We start from the raw sequence: 15,070 nt of genomic DNA, 5'->3' as shown, positions 1-15,070 counted from the left end.
CACGCTTTCGCGCGAAAGAGCACCGGGCTCTCGTGCGATCAGGTGCTGGGTCGCGGGGCTCGGAGCAGGGTGTCGAGGGCGGTGGTGACCTCGTCGACGGTGACCTGGGCGAGCGCGGGGTCCAGCTCGGTGCCGTGCGGGTCACCGGTGCCGTCGCCGTGCCACAGGACGACGTGCTGGTGCCGGGGCGGCGGACCCCACAGTGCCGGTGACACCGGGCCGAACAGCACCACCGACGGACGGCGGTAGGCGGTCGCCAGGTGTGCCACCCCGGTGTCGCCGCAGACCACGACCCGGGCCGCGGCGACCACGGCGGCCAGCTCGAGCGACGTCGTCCGGCCGGCCAGCACGGCGTCGTCGGGCAGCCCGGCCAGCTCGGCGACCCGCTGTGCCAGCTCCTGCTCGGCCGGACCGCCGGTGACCACCACCCGTTCCCCCGCCGCGGCCAGGTGGCGGGCGACGGCGGCGAAGCGCTCGACCGGCCAGCGCCGGCCGGGGAAGGCAGCCCCCGGGTGCACGACCGCCACGTCCCGCTCCGGGGGGTCGACGTCCGGGACGGCGAGGTCGAGGGCGTCCGGGTCGCAGGGCACCCCGAGGCCCTCGGTGACCAGCCGGCACCACCGCCGCACCTCGTGCTCGTCGGCGTACCAGGTCGGCCCCGGGTAGCCGGGGCTGTCGAAGGTCAGCAGCCGCTGCGGGTGCAGGTCGGCGACGACGACGTGCGACAGCGGCCCCTTGCCGTGCAGGTCGACGGCGAGCTCGGGCGGGGGCGCGGGCCAGTCCAGCGGCTGGAGCTCGACCGCGGGCAGCACCTCGTCGACGGCGTCGATCAGCCCGGCCAGCGGCGCCAGCGCCCGGGTGGTCGCCAGCACCAGCCGGTGGTCGGGCACCGCAGCCCGGATGCCGCGGATCGCCGGCACCCCGGTCAGCAGGTCGCCGAGCCCCAGCGGCCGCAGCACCACCGCCACCGGCCGCCCGTCCCCCGGAGCCTGGGGGCGGCCATCTCGGCCGACACGGCCGCCGGTGGGGTCGTTCACACGCGGGAGCGTTCGACCAGGGCGGTGGTCGAGTGGCCGTCCAGGTAGGGCAGGACGACGGCCTGCCCGCCCCAGGTCTGCAGCACCGCGGCCTCGGGCAGGTCCGCGCCGGCGTAGTCGCCGCCCTTGGCCCACACGTCCGGCCGTACCTGCTGCAGCACCTCGGTCGGGGTGTCCTCGTCGAAGACGACGACGGCGTCGACGAACTCCAGCGCCTCCAGCACCCGGGCCCGGTCAGCGGCGGTCACCAGCGGGCGGCTGGGCCCCTTGAGCCGACGCACCGAGTCGTCGGAGTTGATGCAGACGACCAGGCAGTCACCGAGCCCGCGGGCGGCGCGCAGCGTGGCGACGTGCCCGGCGTGCAGCAGGTCGAAGCAGCCGCCGGTGGCCACCACCGTGCCACCGGCCGACCGCACCCGGTCGAGCAGCGCGGCGACGTCCGGGGCGGCGGGTGCGGCGGTGACCACGGGCGCGGCGTCCCAGGCGGTGGCCCCGCCCCGGCCGACGAAGGCACCGGCGGCGGCGACGGCGCTGGTGACGGCCTCACCGGTCACCGCTCCGCCGGCCAGCGCCACGGTGACCGCGGCGGCGAAGGAGTCCCCGGCACCGCACGGGTCACCACCGGTCACCGGGGTGGCCGGCACGACCATCGGCGCGCCCTCGCCGTAGGAGAGCAGCGCGCCGCGGGCACCGAGAGTGACTGCGACCGCGCCGACGCCCCAGTGCCGGATCAGCGCCTCGGCGCGGGCACCGACCGCGGCCAGCCCCTCGCCCTGCACCTCGGCTCCGGCCACCCGGGCGGCCTCGGCACCGTTCGGGGTGACCAGCCGGGTGTTCGGCACCGGGTCGGCGCCGCGCGGGTGCGGGTCCCAGACGACCGGCCCGCGGGCGGCCGAGAGGGCGGCCCGCACGTCGGGCGCGGACGTCGTGCCCCGGCCGTAGTCGGCGACCAGCACGGCCGCGGCGTCCCGGATGGCACGGGCGGCGGCGGCCGGCAGTGCGCCGAAGGTGGTCGTCGACCCGCCGGCGTCCAACCGGGCCACCGAGTGGTCGCCGACCCGGATCCGCTGCTTCACGGCGGTGCCGCTGGTGGCCGGGACCTCGATCAGCCGCACCCGGCCGGCCAGCAGCGCGCGCAGCCGGTCGGCGCCGGCGTCGTCGGCGAGCGGGGCCACCAGGGTGACCTCGGCGCCGGACTGCGCGGCCAGCACCGCGGCCAGCGCCGCACCGCCGGGGCGCTCCCGGGTCTCGACGTCCTCGACGACCGGCACCGGCGCGTCGGGGGTCAGCCGGGACGCGGTGCCGACCAGGTCGACGTCGAGCAGCGCGTCCCCCACGACGACGATCACCTGACCACCTCGACGTGGTTGGTGGAGGAGACCCGCGGCGACTCGGCCAGCACCGCGGCGTCGAAGGCGGCGCAGAGCAGGTGCAGCGCGACCAGGTGGCACTCCTGCACCGTGGCGGTCCACGGCGAGTCGATGCAGACCGCGTCGTCGGCGACGGCGGCCAGCGGGTTGGGGGCCGGGCCGGTCATCGCCAGCACGGTGATCCCGCACTCCCGGGCCCGCCGGGCGGCGGCCACGGCGTTGGGCGACCGGCCGGACGTCGACAGCAGCACCAGCACGTCGCCGTCCCGGCCGTGCGCCTCGACCTGGCGGGCGAACAGCTCGTCGGCCGGGTAGTCGTTGGCGATGGCGGTGAGCGAGGAGGTCTCGGCGGTCAGGCAGATCGCGGAGAACGGCGGCCGGTCGGCGCGGTAGCGGCCGACCAGCTCCGCGGTGAGGTGCTGGGCCTGGGCGGCGCTGCCGCCGTTGCCGGCCGCCAGCAGCCGGCCGCGCGACGGGCCGGTGAGCACGCCGGCCAGCAGCTGCCCCCAGCGGTCGAGGGTGTCGACCTGCTCGGTGACGCTGCGCAGCGCGACGGTCAGCGAGGTGACGTGGTCGTGCCCGGTGAGGTGCGTGCAGGTGTCGGGCGAGACGACCTCGAGGTCCGACGACGGTGCGGTGGTCATGGCGTTCCTCTCAGCGGACGGGCTCATCGGGCTGCCTCCGCGGGGGCGCGGGCGGCGAGCACCTGGCGGTAGACGGCGTCGGTGTCGGCGACGACCCGTGACCAGCGGTAGCGGGTGCGGGCGCGCTTCACCCCGGCGGCGCCGTAGGCGGTCCGGCGCTCCTCGTCGGCGAGCAGCGGAGCCAACGCCCGGCCCAGTGCGACCGGGTCGCGGGGCGGGACCAGCTCACCGGTGACGCCGTCGGCGACGGTGTCGACCAGCCCGCCGACGGCGGTGGCCACCACCGGGCGGCCGCAGGCCATCGCCTCCAGCGGGGTGATCCCGAAGGGCTCGTACCAGGGCACGGCCAGGACGACGTCGGCCGAGCGGATCCACGACGGGACGTCGGCGCGGGCGATCGCGCCGGTGAACACCAGCCGGTCGCCGACCCCGAGCGCGTCGGCGATCCCGCGCAGCCGGCGGACCTCCGGGTCGGCGTCCAGCTCGTCGGTGGGCGGGCCGCCGACGACGACCAGCTCGGCGTCGGGCACCTCGGCCAGCGCGCGGACGGCGTCCTCCTGGCCCTTGCGCTCGACGAGCCGGCCGAGCACCAGCAGCCGCTGCCGGTCGGTGCGCGGGGCGACCGGCCCGCGCGGGGTGAAGACGGCGGTGTCGACGCCGCACGGCACGATCGAGACCCGGTCGGTGGTCAGCCCGAGGCGGCGCAGCTCGAACACCTCGTCGGTGCAGGTGGCCACCACGTGGTCGACGTCCGCGCACAGCCCGCGCTCGAGGTCGATGCGCTGCTCGGGCGAGGTGTCGGCGTCGCCCTGGTGCCGGCGCTTGACCGACCCGAGGGCGTGGAAGGTCTGCAGCACCGGCATGCCGAGGCCGGCGGCGGCCTGCACGGAGGCCAGGCCGCTCATCCAGAAGTGGGCGTGCACCACGTCGGGGGGCGCGGCGGCCCACTCGGCCCGCAGCACGTCGGCGAAGGTGCCCATGTGCTGCAGCAGGTCGTCCTTGGGCAGGGCGGCCGGCGGGCCGGCGGGGACGTGGGAGACGACGTAGCCGTCGGCGGTGGTCACCCGGTCGGGCAGGTCCGGGTCGTCGCGGCGGGTGTGCACGGTGACCTCGTGCCCGCGGGTGGCCAGGCCGGCGGCGAGCGCGGCGACGTGCACGTTCTGGCCGCCGGCGTCGACGCCGCCGATGGCGGCCAGCGGGCTGGCGTGCTCGCTCACCAGGTCGATCCGCAGCGTCGACGTCCCCTGCGGGTCGGGCAGTGCCGGGGAGGCGCTGAGCCGGTCGTTGGTCATCGGGTCACCTCGTCCAGCAGCCGGTCCCAGTCGGTGAGGAAGCGCGCCAGGCCGTAGCGGTCGAGCGCGGCGGCGCGGGCGGCCTTGCCGGCCAGCCGCGCCCGGTCGGGGTCGTGCACGAACTCGCGGAGCGCCGCGGCCAGCCGCTCGGGCCGGGTGGAGATCACCCCGGCCTCGGCCGGCACCGCCTCGACCGCCTCGGTGGTGGCCAGGGCGACGACCGGCATGCCCAGGTGCATGGCCTCCAGCAGCGACAGGCCCAGGGAGGTCCAGCGCACCGGGTGCACGTACACCCGGCGGCGGGCCAGCTCGGCGTGCATCGCGGCCTGCGGCGGGTCCTCGTGCAGCGCGACCCGGTCGGGGTCGAGGCCGTAGCGCTCGTGCAGCCCGGCCAGGCCCATGCCGAACACGTCCAGCGGGGCCTCGGCGGCGAACCGCGGCAGCAGGTCACCGCCGGTGTACCGGCCCCGGCGCACCGGCTCGTTGACCACGACGCCAGCCCGGGCCAGCTCACCGGTGTACAGCTCGCCCGGGTCGACGATGCCGTGCTCGATGACGGTCGTCGGCGCGGACCCGTTGTCGTAGAAGAGCTCGTTGAACCACGTGACGTGCGCGATCGGGATGGTGCCCTGGTCGGCCATCGGGTGCCGGGTGTTCGGCACCCCGCCGTCGGGGGCGTTGTGCTCCAGGAAGACCGCCGGCAGGTCGCGGCCGGGCTCGCGGCCCAGCCACTCGCGGACGAGCTCGAGGTCGCGTTCCCGCTGGAGGACGACGACGTCGGGCTGCTCCTCCCGCAGCTGCGCCGGCGTCACCTCCCGGGCCGACGCCGGCCAGTCCCAGGTGCGGGCCCGGCCGAGGCCGTCGGGGCCCCGATCGGGGACGACGGGCAGCAGGTAGTCGTGCCGGCCCTGGACGAACGCCGTCGTCCACGAGCCGTGCACGTGCCAGAGCAGGACCTTCATGCGCTCACCAGCTTCTCCACTGCGGCGACGACGTCGGCGGGGCTCACCGACGAGAGACAGGGGTGGCCGGGCACCGGGCACTCGCGCGCCCGGGTGTCGCGGCAGGGGGCGGACTGGTCGCCCAGCAGCACGGTGGGGACGCCGTAGGGCGCCCACCGCACGGCCGGCACGACCGGGGAGAACAGCGAGACGACCGGCGTGCCGACGGCGGCGGCCAGGTGCGCCGGTCCGGTGTTGCCGACGACGACGGCGGCCGCCCCGTCGAGCAGCGCCGCCATCTCGGCGAGGGTGGTGGCGCCGCCGAGGTCGGTGCCGCGGGTGCCGGCGACGGCCGCGGTGAGCGCCCGCTCCCCCGGCCCACCGGTGACCAGCACGCGGTGGCCGGCGTCGGCCAGCGCCTCGACCGCCGCAGCGCAGTGACCGGCCGGCCAGGCCCGGGCGGGCACGGACGCCCCGGGGTGCAGCACCACGTAGCCGGGCTCGTGGGCGACCGCCGGCAGCGGGCGGCGGACGGCGAGCCGCCCGTCGTCGCCCGCGGGCAGGGCGAATCCGGCGGCGTGGGCCAGGGACAGGGCGCGCTCGGGCTCGGGCAGGTCGTCGTCCACGCGGTGCCGGACGTCGAGCAGCGAGCCCGGGTAGTCGACGCTGATCGCACTGATCCGCCCGACGCCCGCGGTGCGCAGCACCAGCGCCAAGGGCAGCGGCGACTGGTGGAAGCTCGTGCTGATCACCGCCTCGTCGACGCCGAGGGCCCGCACCCGGTCGGCGAGCGCGGCGATGTCGGCGGCGTCGACCGGCTGCGGGGAGCCGTCGATCCACGGGCAGTGCCAGGTCAGCACCTCGTCGACCCCGGGCAGCAGCTCGGCGGCGGCGGTGCCCTGCGGGCTGGCGAGGAACACCACCCGGTCGGCGCCGGCGTCGACCGCCCGGACGAGCGGCCCCTGCAGCAGGACGTCACCGGCGTTGTCCAGCCGCGCGACCAGCACCACCCCCGCGCTCCCTCGCGCGGGAGCACCCGCGCTTCCTCGCGCGGGAGCACCCGCGCTTTCGCGCGCGAAACCGTGGGAGGGGGCGGTCACCAGGCGCCCGCCAGGACGTCGTCGACCGCCTCGGTGAGCGTGGGCGCCCGGTGCGCGGCGGCGGTGACCTCCTCGGGGCGGGTGACCGGGGTGGGCACGAGGATGCCCACCGCGCCGGCGGCCTCGGCGGCCAGCACGTCGGCGGAGATGTCGCCGATCAGCACGCAGCGGGCCGGGTCGACGTCCAGGTCGGCGCAGGCGGCCTTGACCATGCCGGGCGCCGGCTTGCGGCAGTCGCAGCCGTCCTCGGGCGCGTGCGGGCAGACCTGCACGGTGTCGAAGGGGCCGAGCAGCTCGGCGACCCGGGCGTTGACCGCGTCGGCCTGCGCCCGGGTGATCAGCCCGCGGCCGACCCCGGACTGGTTGGTCACCAGCCCGATCCGCACACCGCGGGCCCGCAGCGCGTCCAGCGCCGCGCGGGCGCCGTCGACCGGGCGGACCAGCGCCGGGTCACCGTTGTAGGGGACGTCGTGCACGAGCGTGCCGTCCCGGTCGAACAGCACCAGGTCGGGCAGCCCGCGCCACGGTGTCACGGTGCGGTGCTGCACGCCGCCGCGCAGGAAGTGCCAGGTGGCCAGCGGCGGGATGACCGCGCTGGTCAGCGCCATCGTGGTGACCTCGTCACGGGTGCGCGGCCCCGGGGCGATCCGGGCCCAGGCGAACTCGGCCGTCCCGACGGCCCAGCCGAGCGCGGCCAGGGCGGCGGCCCTGGGCTTGCCGGCGGCCAGCAGCCCGACCGCGCCGAGGGCGGCGGCGGTGACGGCGAGGTGGCGGGGCCGGCGGCCGACGGCGGCGTCGGCGCGCTCGCGCCAGGTCGGGCCGTGCAGCCGGCGCATCAGCACGTCGTCGGCGTTGCCGGCCTGCACCCTGGCGGACACCCAGCGGTCGGTGGGCCGGACGGGGTGGGTGATCCACCGCTGGCCGCGGGTGAGCGTCGAGCCGGTGTCCATGACCCGCAGCGCCAGGTCGGAGTCCTCCCGGAAGGCCCGGGGGAAGCGCTCGTCGAAGCCGCCCACCGCGGCCAGGCTGCTGCGGCGGTAGGCGAGGTCGGCGGTGATCCAGCTGCTGGTGGCCAGGCCGGCGGTGCCGCGCTCCCAGTCGGTGGGGCGGCGGTCGGGAGGCAGCGGCACCCGCACCCGGCCCTGGGTGCCGGCCACGTCGGCCGGCAGCGCGGCCAGGTCGGTGGCCAGCGCCTCGTACCAGTCGGGGTCGGGGACGACGTCGTCGTCGAGGAAGGCGATCCACTCGGTGCGCGCGGTGCGCCAGCCGAGGTTGCGGGCCACGGCCGGGCCGCCGCCGCCGGTGCGCACCACCCGGACCGGTGGGAGCCCCGGGCGCTCGGGCCGCAGCGGTTCACCGGTGGGCCGGTCGTCGACCAGCACGATCTCCGCCGGACGCGGCCCGACCGCGTCGGCGAGCGCGTCGAGCAGGACGTCCAGGGACGGCCGCCCGATGGTCGGCACGACCACCGTGCAGTTGGCCAGGGCACCCGTCATGCCCGGCTCGGTGCCCACAAGATCGCCGCCGAAACACTACGGGCTTTAAGTTTTCTGCCCACCGCGCAGAGTTCCACCGGTCGGGCGACCCCGGTCTCCCCCGCACCCGGGTCGCCCGTCGCCGTCAGGTCAGAGCCGCGTCCACCAGGTCCAGCCGCATGCACCCACCGGCTCGACCCCGCGCCGCCCGGGTCGAGCCGTCGCCGTCGTGGTGGCGCCGCATGCGCCACCCGCCGCATTGGGGTCGGCCCGCGCGCGGGCCCGGGCACCCCTCAGCGTGGAGCCGGCCGGCGTGAGCCGTCGTCAGTGCGGGCGGCGGGCGGCTGCCGAGACCCGGGCCAGGGCGTCGGTCACCACCGACGCGTCGTCCCCGAGCAGGGTCAGCAGGTGCGCGACCAGGTCGTCGTGGGTGACCGTGGCGGCGCGCACCCGCTCCCGGCCGACGTCGGTGAGCTTGGCGTGCAGCAGCCGCCGGTCGCCGTCCAGCCGCTCTCGGGTGACCAGCCCGTCGTCGACCAGCCGGTTGACCGTGCTGGTGATCCCGGGGCGGGACAGGCCGACGGCCTCGGCGAGGTCGCCCATCGAGGCGCGCTCACCGGGTGACTCGGCGACCCGGCGCAGCACCTCGAAACCGGTGAGCGAGAGGCCGTGCTGGCGGTGCAGGGCGGAGTCGACGCGGCGGGTGATCCGGTCGTGCACCTGGACGATCCGCAACCAGGTCTCCGGTGCGCTCGGGCCGGCCGCGGCCAGCCCGCGCACGTCCCGGGGCACCCCGCGCGGGGGTGCGGCGTCGTGCAGTGGGTCCGCGTGCTTGTCCATGTCCGGTTCCTCGTCGCCGATCTCGTCAGTCCTCGTCGCCGATGCCGTGGGCCGGGTGCCCGGTCAGCGGGTGCCGTGCCGGCCGCGGGTGCGCCGCGTGCCGACCAGTCCGAGCGTGCCGGCGGCGCCGACGAGCGCCAGCCCGGCGGCGACCACCGCCGGGGAGCCGGTCTGCGCGGTCGTCGGCTGGGACCGGGCGGCGACCTGCAGGTCGAGCCCGGCGGTGGCGGCCGACTCGCCGCCGACGAACTGCACCGTCGCCGGCCCCAGCGCGGCGCCGCGCGGGATCTGCACGACGGCCTGCACGCTGCCGTCGGCGGCCGCGGCCACCGTGGTCAGCGGCTCGTCCAGCCCCGCGATGCCCACCGCGACCGGCTCGCCGGGGGCGAACCCGGTGGCCCGCACGGTGACGACGCCGCCCGGGGAGACCGACGCGGCCGGGGCGCTGCCCGCCGACTCGGTGGACGGGCCGCCGTCCGCCTGGCCGGTCGTGCCGCCGTCCGCCGGCCCGGCCGGGCTGCTCGGGGACGACGCCGGCGGGGTGCTGCGCGGCGGCGAGCTGTCGGGGACCGGCCCCGTCGGGACGGCCGTCGACGGCGCCGGGGCGGTGGACGGCGGGCTGGTGGGCGGACGGCCGGTGCCGCTCGGCGCCGGGGTCGCGGTGGTCGGGCGGGAACTCGGGGCGGTGGTCACCGCGGCGCAGTCCTCGGCGCTGGGCCGGGTGTAGGTGCTGAGCTCCAGCGGCCGCTCGACCGCGCCGTCCTGGTCGGTGACCGCGACGGAGACCGACACGGTCACGCCCCAGGCGACGTCGGTGCTGACGAGCTCGACCTGCTCGCCGGGGCCGACCAGGGCGGCGTCCTGCTCGACCGCTCCGTCGAACACCAGGGAGACCCGGTGCGGCTCGCTGCCGTTGGTGACCAGCGTGCGGACGACGCCGGGGCCGCAGCTGGGCCCGTGGGTCACCGTCGCGGTGGGCCGGCGGGGGTCCTCGAGGGCGGCGGCCGGCGCAGCCAGGGCGACCCCGGCCAGCAGCACCCCGGTGGTGAGTGCGACGCTGCGGGCAGCGCGCAGCCCGGTGCGAGCGGACGATGACGTCGGCAGCACGCGTTCCCCCGTTCTCGCCCACCCGGTGGACGGCGTCCGGACGTCCCTGCCCAGGAACTGCCTCCACCATGCCCGCCGCGGCCGGGGAGTTGCCGCTCCGTCACACCCGTCACTTCCGTGTCGCTGGCGTGTCGCAACGGGCGCGTCGCGCAGGTCAGCCGATCAGCCCGGCCAGCTCGTTGACGCACAGGACGACGAACAGGGCGGCCGCACCGGCCAGCAGGGTGTTCGACAGCCAGCCGCTGCGCCACTCCCGCGGGGTGCGCCGTCCGTTGAGCAGGTAGAGCAGCGTGCCAGCCAGGAACGGCATGAAGAACGCGCCGAAGGCGCCGTAGGCGACGACCAGGGCGAACGGCCGGCCGAGGAAGAGCAGCGCCATCGGCGGGAAGGTGAGCCACAGGAGGTAGCCGCGGTAGGGCCAGCTGCGCTCGACCGCGCCGGTGAGCTGCCCCTCGGCCGTGCGGCGGTTGCGCACGAAGTCGGCGAACAGCAGGCTCACCCCCTGCCAGACGCCGAGCAGCGAGGAGAAGGAGGTGGCGAAGAAGCCGATCAGGAAGAAGGTGGCGACGACCGGGCCGAACCGGTCGCGGAGCACCTCGTCGAGGTCGAGCAGCCCGCGGTCACCGCTCTCCAGGGCGATGCTGCTGGCGTAGAGCAGCTCCGCGCCGACGATCAGCATCGCGACGACGAAGACGCCGGTGGTGATGTAGGCGACCCGGTTGTCCAGCCGCATGACCCGCATCCAGGAGGCGTCGCGCCAGCCCTTGGCGTTCACCCAGTAGCCGTAGGCGGCCATGGTGATCGTGCCGCCCACCCCGCCGACCAGGCCGAGGGTGTACACCGCCGATCCCTCGGGCAGCCGCGGCACCAGCCCGCCCAGGACGTCGCCCAGGTTCGGGGTGACCAGCACGGCCAGGCCCACGACGATGACGAACATGACGCCGATCAGCGCCGTCATCGCCTTCTCGAACACCGCGTAGTTGCCGAACCAGACGAAGGCCAGCCCGGCCAGGCCGCAGATGATGCCCCAGGCCCAGATGGGCAACGCCGGGAACAGCGCGGCGAGCGGCAGGGCCGCCGACGTCATCGCGGTGGCGCCGTAGACGAAGCCCCAGACGGCGACGTAGACGGCGAAGTACACCGACGTCCACACCCCCAGCGACCGCCAGCCGGTGAAGATCGTGGAGCCGGTGGCCAGGTGCCAGCGGCCGACCGCCTCGGCCAGCGCGATCTTGACCACCACGCCGAGGACGACGGCCCACAGCAGCGCGTAGCCGTACTCCGACCCGGCGATCAGGGTGGCGACCAGGTCGCCGGCGCCGACGCCGGTGGCGGCCACCACGATGCCGGGCCCGATCAGACGCCACCTGCGACTGGGCTGCTGGGCGGCCTCCGGTGCGGGGTCGACGTGCTGGGTCGTCGGGTCGTCCACGGTGCTGCTCCCGTCGTTCGGCGGTCCAGGGAGCGTACGGGGAGAGCCAGGTCACTACGGTGGCCCGATGGACTCAGCGGCAGGCACCGGGCGGCGGCGGCAGGACGCGGTCTACCGCGCGGGCGTCTACGGCAGGCACCCGCGGGTGCCCACCGTGTACCGCGCGCTGGCCGAGGAGGCCAGGCGCCGGCTCGACGCGCGCGCCCACGGCTACGTGGCCGGCGGTGCCGGCGACGAGGCGACCCAGCGGGCGGACCGGACGGCGTTCGACCAGTGGTCGGTGGTGCCCCGGGTGCTGCGCGACGTCAGCTCCCGGGACACCTCGGTCGAGCTGTTCGGGCGCCGGCTGCCCGCGCCCGTGCTGCTCGGCCCGGTGGGTGCGCTGGAGCTGGTGCACCCGGAGGCCGACCTCGCCGTCGCCCGGGCCGCGGCGGCCGTCGGGGTGCCGATGGTCTTCTCCAACCAGGCGTCGGTGCCGATGGAGACCACCGCGGCGGCGATGGGCGACGCCCCGCGGTGGATGCAGCTGTACTGGTCGACCTCCGACGAGCTGGTGGAGAGCCTGCTCGGGCGGGCCGAGGCCGCCGGCTGCGACGCCGTCGTCGTCACCCTGGACACCACGATGCTCGGCTGGCGCCCGCGCGACCTCGACCTGGGCCACCTGCCGTTCGCCCTGGGCAAGGGCATCGCGCAGTACACCTCCGACCCGGTGTTCCGCCGGCTGGTCGAGGAGCGCGCCGCGGCCGCCGCCGCCCCGCCGACCGGCGCCGCCGCCGGGCCGGTCGACCGCCAGCCCCGGCCCACCCTCGCCGCGGTGCGGGCGCTGGTCGGGATGGCCCGGGCGTGGCCCGGCCCGCTGGTGGAGAACCTGCGCTCCCCGCTCCCCCGCGCCGCCGTCGAGACCTTCCTGTCCATCTACTCCCGGCCCTCGATCACCTGGGCCGACCTGGCCTGGCTGCGCGAGCGCACCCGGCTGCCGATCGTGCTCAAGGGCGTGCTGCACCCCGACGACGCCCGGCGCGCGGTCGACGAGGGCGTCGACGGGCTGGTGGTCAGCACGCACGGCGGGCGGCAGGTCGACCGCTCGATCGCCGCCCTGGACGCACTGCCCGACGTCGTGGACGCCGTCGCCGACCGGGTGCCGGTGCTGTTCGACAGCGGGGTGCGCAGCGGGGCCGACGTGCTGGTCGCCGTCGCCCTCGGCGCCCGCGCGGTGCTGCTGGGCCGGCCCTACGCCTGGGGGCTGGGCCTGGCCGGGGAGTCCGGCGTCCGGCAGGTGGTGGAGGACGTGCTCGGCGAGTTCGACCTGACTCTGGGGCTCACCGGCCACACCGCGGTCGACCAGCTCTCCCGGGAGGTCCTGCGCCGCCGTCCCTGACCTGCACGGAGCGGCCCGTGCCGTGATCTCGGACCCACGGGCGCTGGATCGGGTGGTCAGGTCACCATGATCGCGGGACAGTTCCCCGGGTGAGCGCACCGTCGGCCAGGTCCCAGTTGCTCCGGCGGAAGCCGGTCGCGGAGTTCGACCGCGAGGACGGCGGGCTGGCACGCCGGATCGGCCCGCTGCAGCTGATGAGCTTCGGCATCGGCGCGACCATCGGCACCGGCATCTTCTTCGTGCTCAGCACCGCGGTGCCCGAGGCCGGCCCGGCGGTCATCGTCAGCTTCGTCATCGCCGCGATCACGGCCGGGTTCACCGCGCTCTGCTACGCCGAGCTGGCCTCCAGCATCCCGGTCGCCGGGTCCTCGTACTCCTACGCCTACGCGACCCTCGGCGAGGTCGTCGCCTACGCCGTCGGGTGGTGCCTGGTGCTGGAGTACGCGGTCAGCTCCGCCGCGGTCTCGGTCGGCTGGAGCGAGTACCTCGACCAGCTGCTCGACGACACCCTGGGCGTGCGCATCCCCGACGCGCTGTCCGGCGCCCCCGGCGCCGGGGGCGTGGTCAACCTGCCGGCGATCGTGCTGGTCACGCTGTGCGCCCTGCTGCTGATCCGCGGGGCCAGCGAGTCGGCGCGGGCCAACGCCGTGATGGTGGTGGTCAAGGTCGCCGTCCTGCTGCTGTTCGTGGTGATCGCCTTCACCGGCTTCCGCAGCGGCAACCTGACGCCGTTCGCTTCGATGGGCGTCGCCGGGATCAGCGTCGCGGCGTCGACGATCTTCTTCTCCTTCATCGGGCTGGACGCCGTCTCCACCGCCGGGGAGGAGGTGCGCGACCCCCGCCGCACGCTGCCGCTGGCCATCGTCGGCGCGCTGGTCGTCGTCACCGTCGTCTACCTGCTGGTGGCCGTCTCCGCCGTCGGCGCGCAGCCGGCCGCGGAGTTCGAGGGCCAGGAGGCCGGGCTGGCGGTCATCCTGGAACGGGTGACCGGCTCGACCTGGCCCGGTGTCGTGCTCGCCGCCGGCGCCGTCGTCTCGATCTTCTCCGTGACCCTGGTGACGATGTACGGCCAGACGCGCATCCTGTTCGCGATGAGCCGGGACGGCATGATCCCCTCGCTGTTCAGCCGGGTCGACCCGCGCACCCTCACCCCGGTCCGCGGCACCGTCGCGGTCGCGCTGTTCGTGGGCGCGCTGGCCGGGTTCGTGCCGCTGGACTTCCTCATCGACCTCACCAGCATGGGCACGCTGGTGGCCTTCACCGTGGTCTCGATCGGGGTGATGGTGCTCCGCCGCACCCAACCCGACCTGCCGCGCGGCTTCCGGGTGCCCGGCTACCCGGTCGTCCCGCTGCTGTCGGTGGCCTTCTGCCTGTACCTGATCGCCGGGCTCGGCGGGACGACGTACCTGCTGTTCGCCGGGTGGCTGGCGGTCGCCGCGATCGTCTACGTCACCTACGCCCGCACCCACTCCACGCTGCGGACGACGGACCGATGACCGTCCTGCTGGGCTGGGAGGCCGCCGAGCACGGCGGCGGGGACGACGCCGCCCTGCGGCTGGCCGCCGGGCTGGCCCGCGCCGAACGGTCACCGGTGGTGGTGGCCACGGTGGTGCCCCCGGACGCCGCCGGGTCCATCGCCTCCCGGGTCGACCGGGAGTACCGGCAGTGGCGGGCCGCGCTGACCGCGACGCGGCAGGCAGAGGCGCTCACCGGGCTGCGCGCAGCCGGGGTGGACGACGTCCGCACCGCCGTCGTCCCGGCGTCGTCGGTGCCCTCCGGACTGGTGGAGGCCGCCGGCCGGTACCGCGCGCGGGTGCTCGTGCTCGGCGCCGCCGCCGAGGCCCCGGCCGGCCGCTTCGCCGCTGGGTCGGTGGCCGAACGGCTGCTGCACAGCTCGCCGGTGCCGCTGGCCCTGGCACCCCGGGAGTGGTCGGCCCCGGCCACGCCCCGGCGGCTGACCTGCGCCTGGGCGGGGACCGCCCGTTCCCGGGAGGCGCTGGCCGCGGCCCGCGGCTTCGCCGACCGGTGGGGCGTGCCGATCCGGCTGGTCACCTTCGTGCCCGAGCGGGCGGCGATGCTGCCCTCGGAGACCGGCCTGCGGATGGAGCAGGTGGTCAGCGAGGAGTGGGCGGCGCAGGTGCAGGGCTCGCTGGACGAGGTCGTGGCCGGCTGGCCCGGGCCGGGCGCGGCGCCGGAGACGCTGCTGGCCCGGGGGGCCGGCTGGGCGGGGGCGATCGCCGCCGTCCCGTGGGAGCCGGGCGACGTGCTGGTGGTCGGCTCCTCCCGGATCGGGCCGCTGACCCGGGTGTTCGTCGGGTCGACGGCGACGAAGATCTTGCGGGCCACGACCGTGCCGGTGCTGGTCGTCCCGCGCGGCGCGGGAGGCACGCCGACGTCCTCTTGACGGCGCGCTGTGGCCTGAGTCACAGTGAAGGCCGGGCGGGGGAAGCCGGT

Annotated in this window: 13 protein-coding genes; 3 read left to right on the top strand and 10 right to left on the bottom strand. The window is 76.5% G+C overall.

Annotation, left to right across the window (positions count from 1 at the left end; translation table 11 throughout):
- Nucleotides 1–38: 38 nt before the first annotated feature.
- The 10 genes from ACJTNH_RS02330 to ACJTNH_RS02285 form a co-directional block, all read right to left on the bottom strand.
- Nucleotides 39–968: a glycosyltransferase family 9 protein gene (locus ACJTNH_RS02330; protein WP_458172661.1), complete on the bottom strand. Its 930-nt coding sequence runs from the start codon at nt 966–968 to the stop codon at nt 39–41.
- Between the two features lie 65 nt (nt 969–1,033).
- Nucleotides 1,034–2,386, bottom strand: a complete 1,353-nt coding sequence (gene rfaE2, locus ACJTNH_RS02325; protein WP_458172660.1) for a D-glycero-beta-D-manno-heptose 1-phosphate adenylyltransferase — start codon at nt 2,384–2,386, stop codon at nt 1,034–1,036.
- Nucleotides 2,383–3,051 carry a D-sedoheptulose-7-phosphate isomerase gene (locus ACJTNH_RS02320; protein ID WP_458172659.1) on the bottom strand — a complete coding sequence of 223 codons (669 nt, stop codon included), beginning with the start codon at nt 3,049–3,051 and terminating at the stop codon, nt 2,383–2,385. The genes rfaE2 and ACJTNH_RS02320 overlap by 4 nt, the downstream gene beginning before the upstream one ends.
- A 23-nt stretch (nt 3,052–3,074) precedes the next feature.
- A complete protein-coding gene (locus ACJTNH_RS02315; RefSeq protein ID WP_458172658.1) occupies nt 3,075–4,343 on the bottom strand; it encodes a glycosyltransferase in 1,269 nt (422 codons plus the stop codon).
- On the bottom strand, nt 4,340–5,305 hold the full coding sequence (locus tag ACJTNH_RS02310) for a glycosyltransferase (protein WP_458172657.1): 966 nt from the start codon (nt 5,303–5,305) through the stop codon (nt 4,340–4,342). The genes ACJTNH_RS02315 and ACJTNH_RS02310 overlap by 4 nt, the downstream gene beginning before the upstream one ends.
- Complete coding sequence (locus ACJTNH_RS02305) at nt 5,302–6,294, bottom strand: glycosyltransferase family 9 protein (RefSeq protein WP_458172656.1); 993 nt, start codon at nt 6,292–6,294, stop codon at nt 5,302–5,304. Before ACJTNH_RS02305 ends, ACJTNH_RS02310 begins: the two co-directional genes overlap by 4 nt.
- Before the next feature lie 86 nt (nt 6,295–6,380).
- Complete coding sequence (locus tag ACJTNH_RS02300; RefSeq protein ID WP_458172655.1) at nt 6,381–7,880, bottom strand: HAD-IIIA family hydrolase; 1,500 nt, start codon at nt 7,878–7,880, stop codon at nt 6,381–6,383.
- 303 nt (nt 7,881–8,183) lie between these two features.
- Nucleotides 8,184–8,699: a MarR family winged helix-turn-helix transcriptional regulator gene (locus ACJTNH_RS02295; protein WP_458172654.1), complete on the bottom strand. Its 516-nt coding sequence runs from the start codon at nt 8,697–8,699 to the stop codon at nt 8,184–8,186.
- Nucleotides 8,700–8,762: 63 nt separating this feature from the next.
- On the bottom strand, nt 8,763–9,806 hold the full coding sequence (locus tag ACJTNH_RS02290) for a hypothetical protein (RefSeq protein ID WP_458172653.1): 1,044 nt from the start codon (nt 9,804–9,806) through the stop codon (nt 8,763–8,765).
- A 154-nt stretch (nt 9,807–9,960) separates the two neighbouring features.
- Nucleotides 9,961–11,238 (bottom strand): Nramp family divalent metal transporter, encoded by a 1,278-nt coding sequence (locus ACJTNH_RS02285; protein WP_458172652.1) that lies wholly within the window; start codon nt 11,236–11,238, stop codon nt 9,961–9,963.
- Nucleotides 11,239–11,305: 67 nt separating this feature from the next.
- On the opposite strand from ACJTNH_RS02285, the gene ACJTNH_RS02280 reads away from it, so the two are divergent.
- From ACJTNH_RS02280 to ACJTNH_RS02270, 3 genes are all read left to right on the top strand, one after another.
- A complete protein-coding gene (locus ACJTNH_RS02280; RefSeq protein ID WP_458172651.1) occupies nt 11,306–12,616 on the top strand; it encodes an alpha-hydroxy-acid oxidizing protein in 1,311 nt (436 codons plus the stop codon).
- Between the two features lie 89 nt (nt 12,617–12,705).
- Nucleotides 12,706–14,112 carry an amino acid permease gene (locus ACJTNH_RS02275; protein WP_458172650.1) on the top strand — a complete coding sequence of 469 codons (1,407 nt, stop codon included), beginning with the start codon at nt 12,706–12,708 and terminating at the stop codon, nt 14,110–14,112.
- The gene (locus ACJTNH_RS02270; RefSeq protein WP_458172649.1) at nt 14,109–15,020 is read left to right on the top strand and encodes a universal stress protein; all 912 of its coding nucleotides are present in this window, start codon (nt 14,109–14,111) and stop codon (nt 15,018–15,020) included. Before ACJTNH_RS02275 ends, ACJTNH_RS02270 begins: the two co-directional genes overlap by 4 nt.
- Nucleotides 15,021–15,070: the final 50 nt, after the last annotated feature.

It is taken from the genome of Modestobacter lacusdianchii (genome assembly GCF_054177765.1).
The sequence above is the reverse complement of the archived record's forward strand: the minus strand, read 5'-3'. Positions and strand labels throughout refer to the sequence as shown.

What these genes read in the sequence shown, in the direction of transcription:
- ACJTNH_RS02320 (WP_458172659.1), bottom strand. Translation starts at nt 3,051, where the DNA reads ATGACCACCGCACCGTCGTCGGACCTCGAGGTCGTCTCGCCCGACACC.
- ACJTNH_RS02315 (WP_458172658.1), bottom strand. Translation starts at nt 4,343, where the DNA reads ATGACCAACGACCGGCTCAGCGCCTCCCCGGCACTGCCCGACCCGCAG.
- ACJTNH_RS02310 (WP_458172657.1), bottom strand. Translation starts at nt 5,305, where the DNA reads ATGAAGGTCCTGCTCTGGCACGTGCACGGCTCGTGGACGACGGCGTTC.
- ACJTNH_RS02300 (WP_458172655.1), bottom strand. Translation starts at nt 7,880, where the DNA reads ATGACGGGTGCCCTGGCCAACTGCACGGTGGTCGTGCCGACCATCGGG.
- ACJTNH_RS02295 (WP_458172654.1), bottom strand. Translation starts at nt 8,699, where the DNA reads ATGGACAAGCACGCGGACCCACTGCACGACGCCGCACCCCCGCGCGGG.
- ACJTNH_RS02280 (WP_458172651.1), top strand. Translation starts at nt 11,306, where the DNA reads ATGGACTCAGCGGCAGGCACCGGGCGGCGGCGGCAGGACGCGGTCTAC.
- ACJTNH_RS02270 (WP_458172649.1), top strand. Translation starts at nt 14,109, where the DNA reads ATGACCGTCCTGCTGGGCTGGGAGGCCGCCGAGCACGGCGGCGGGGAC.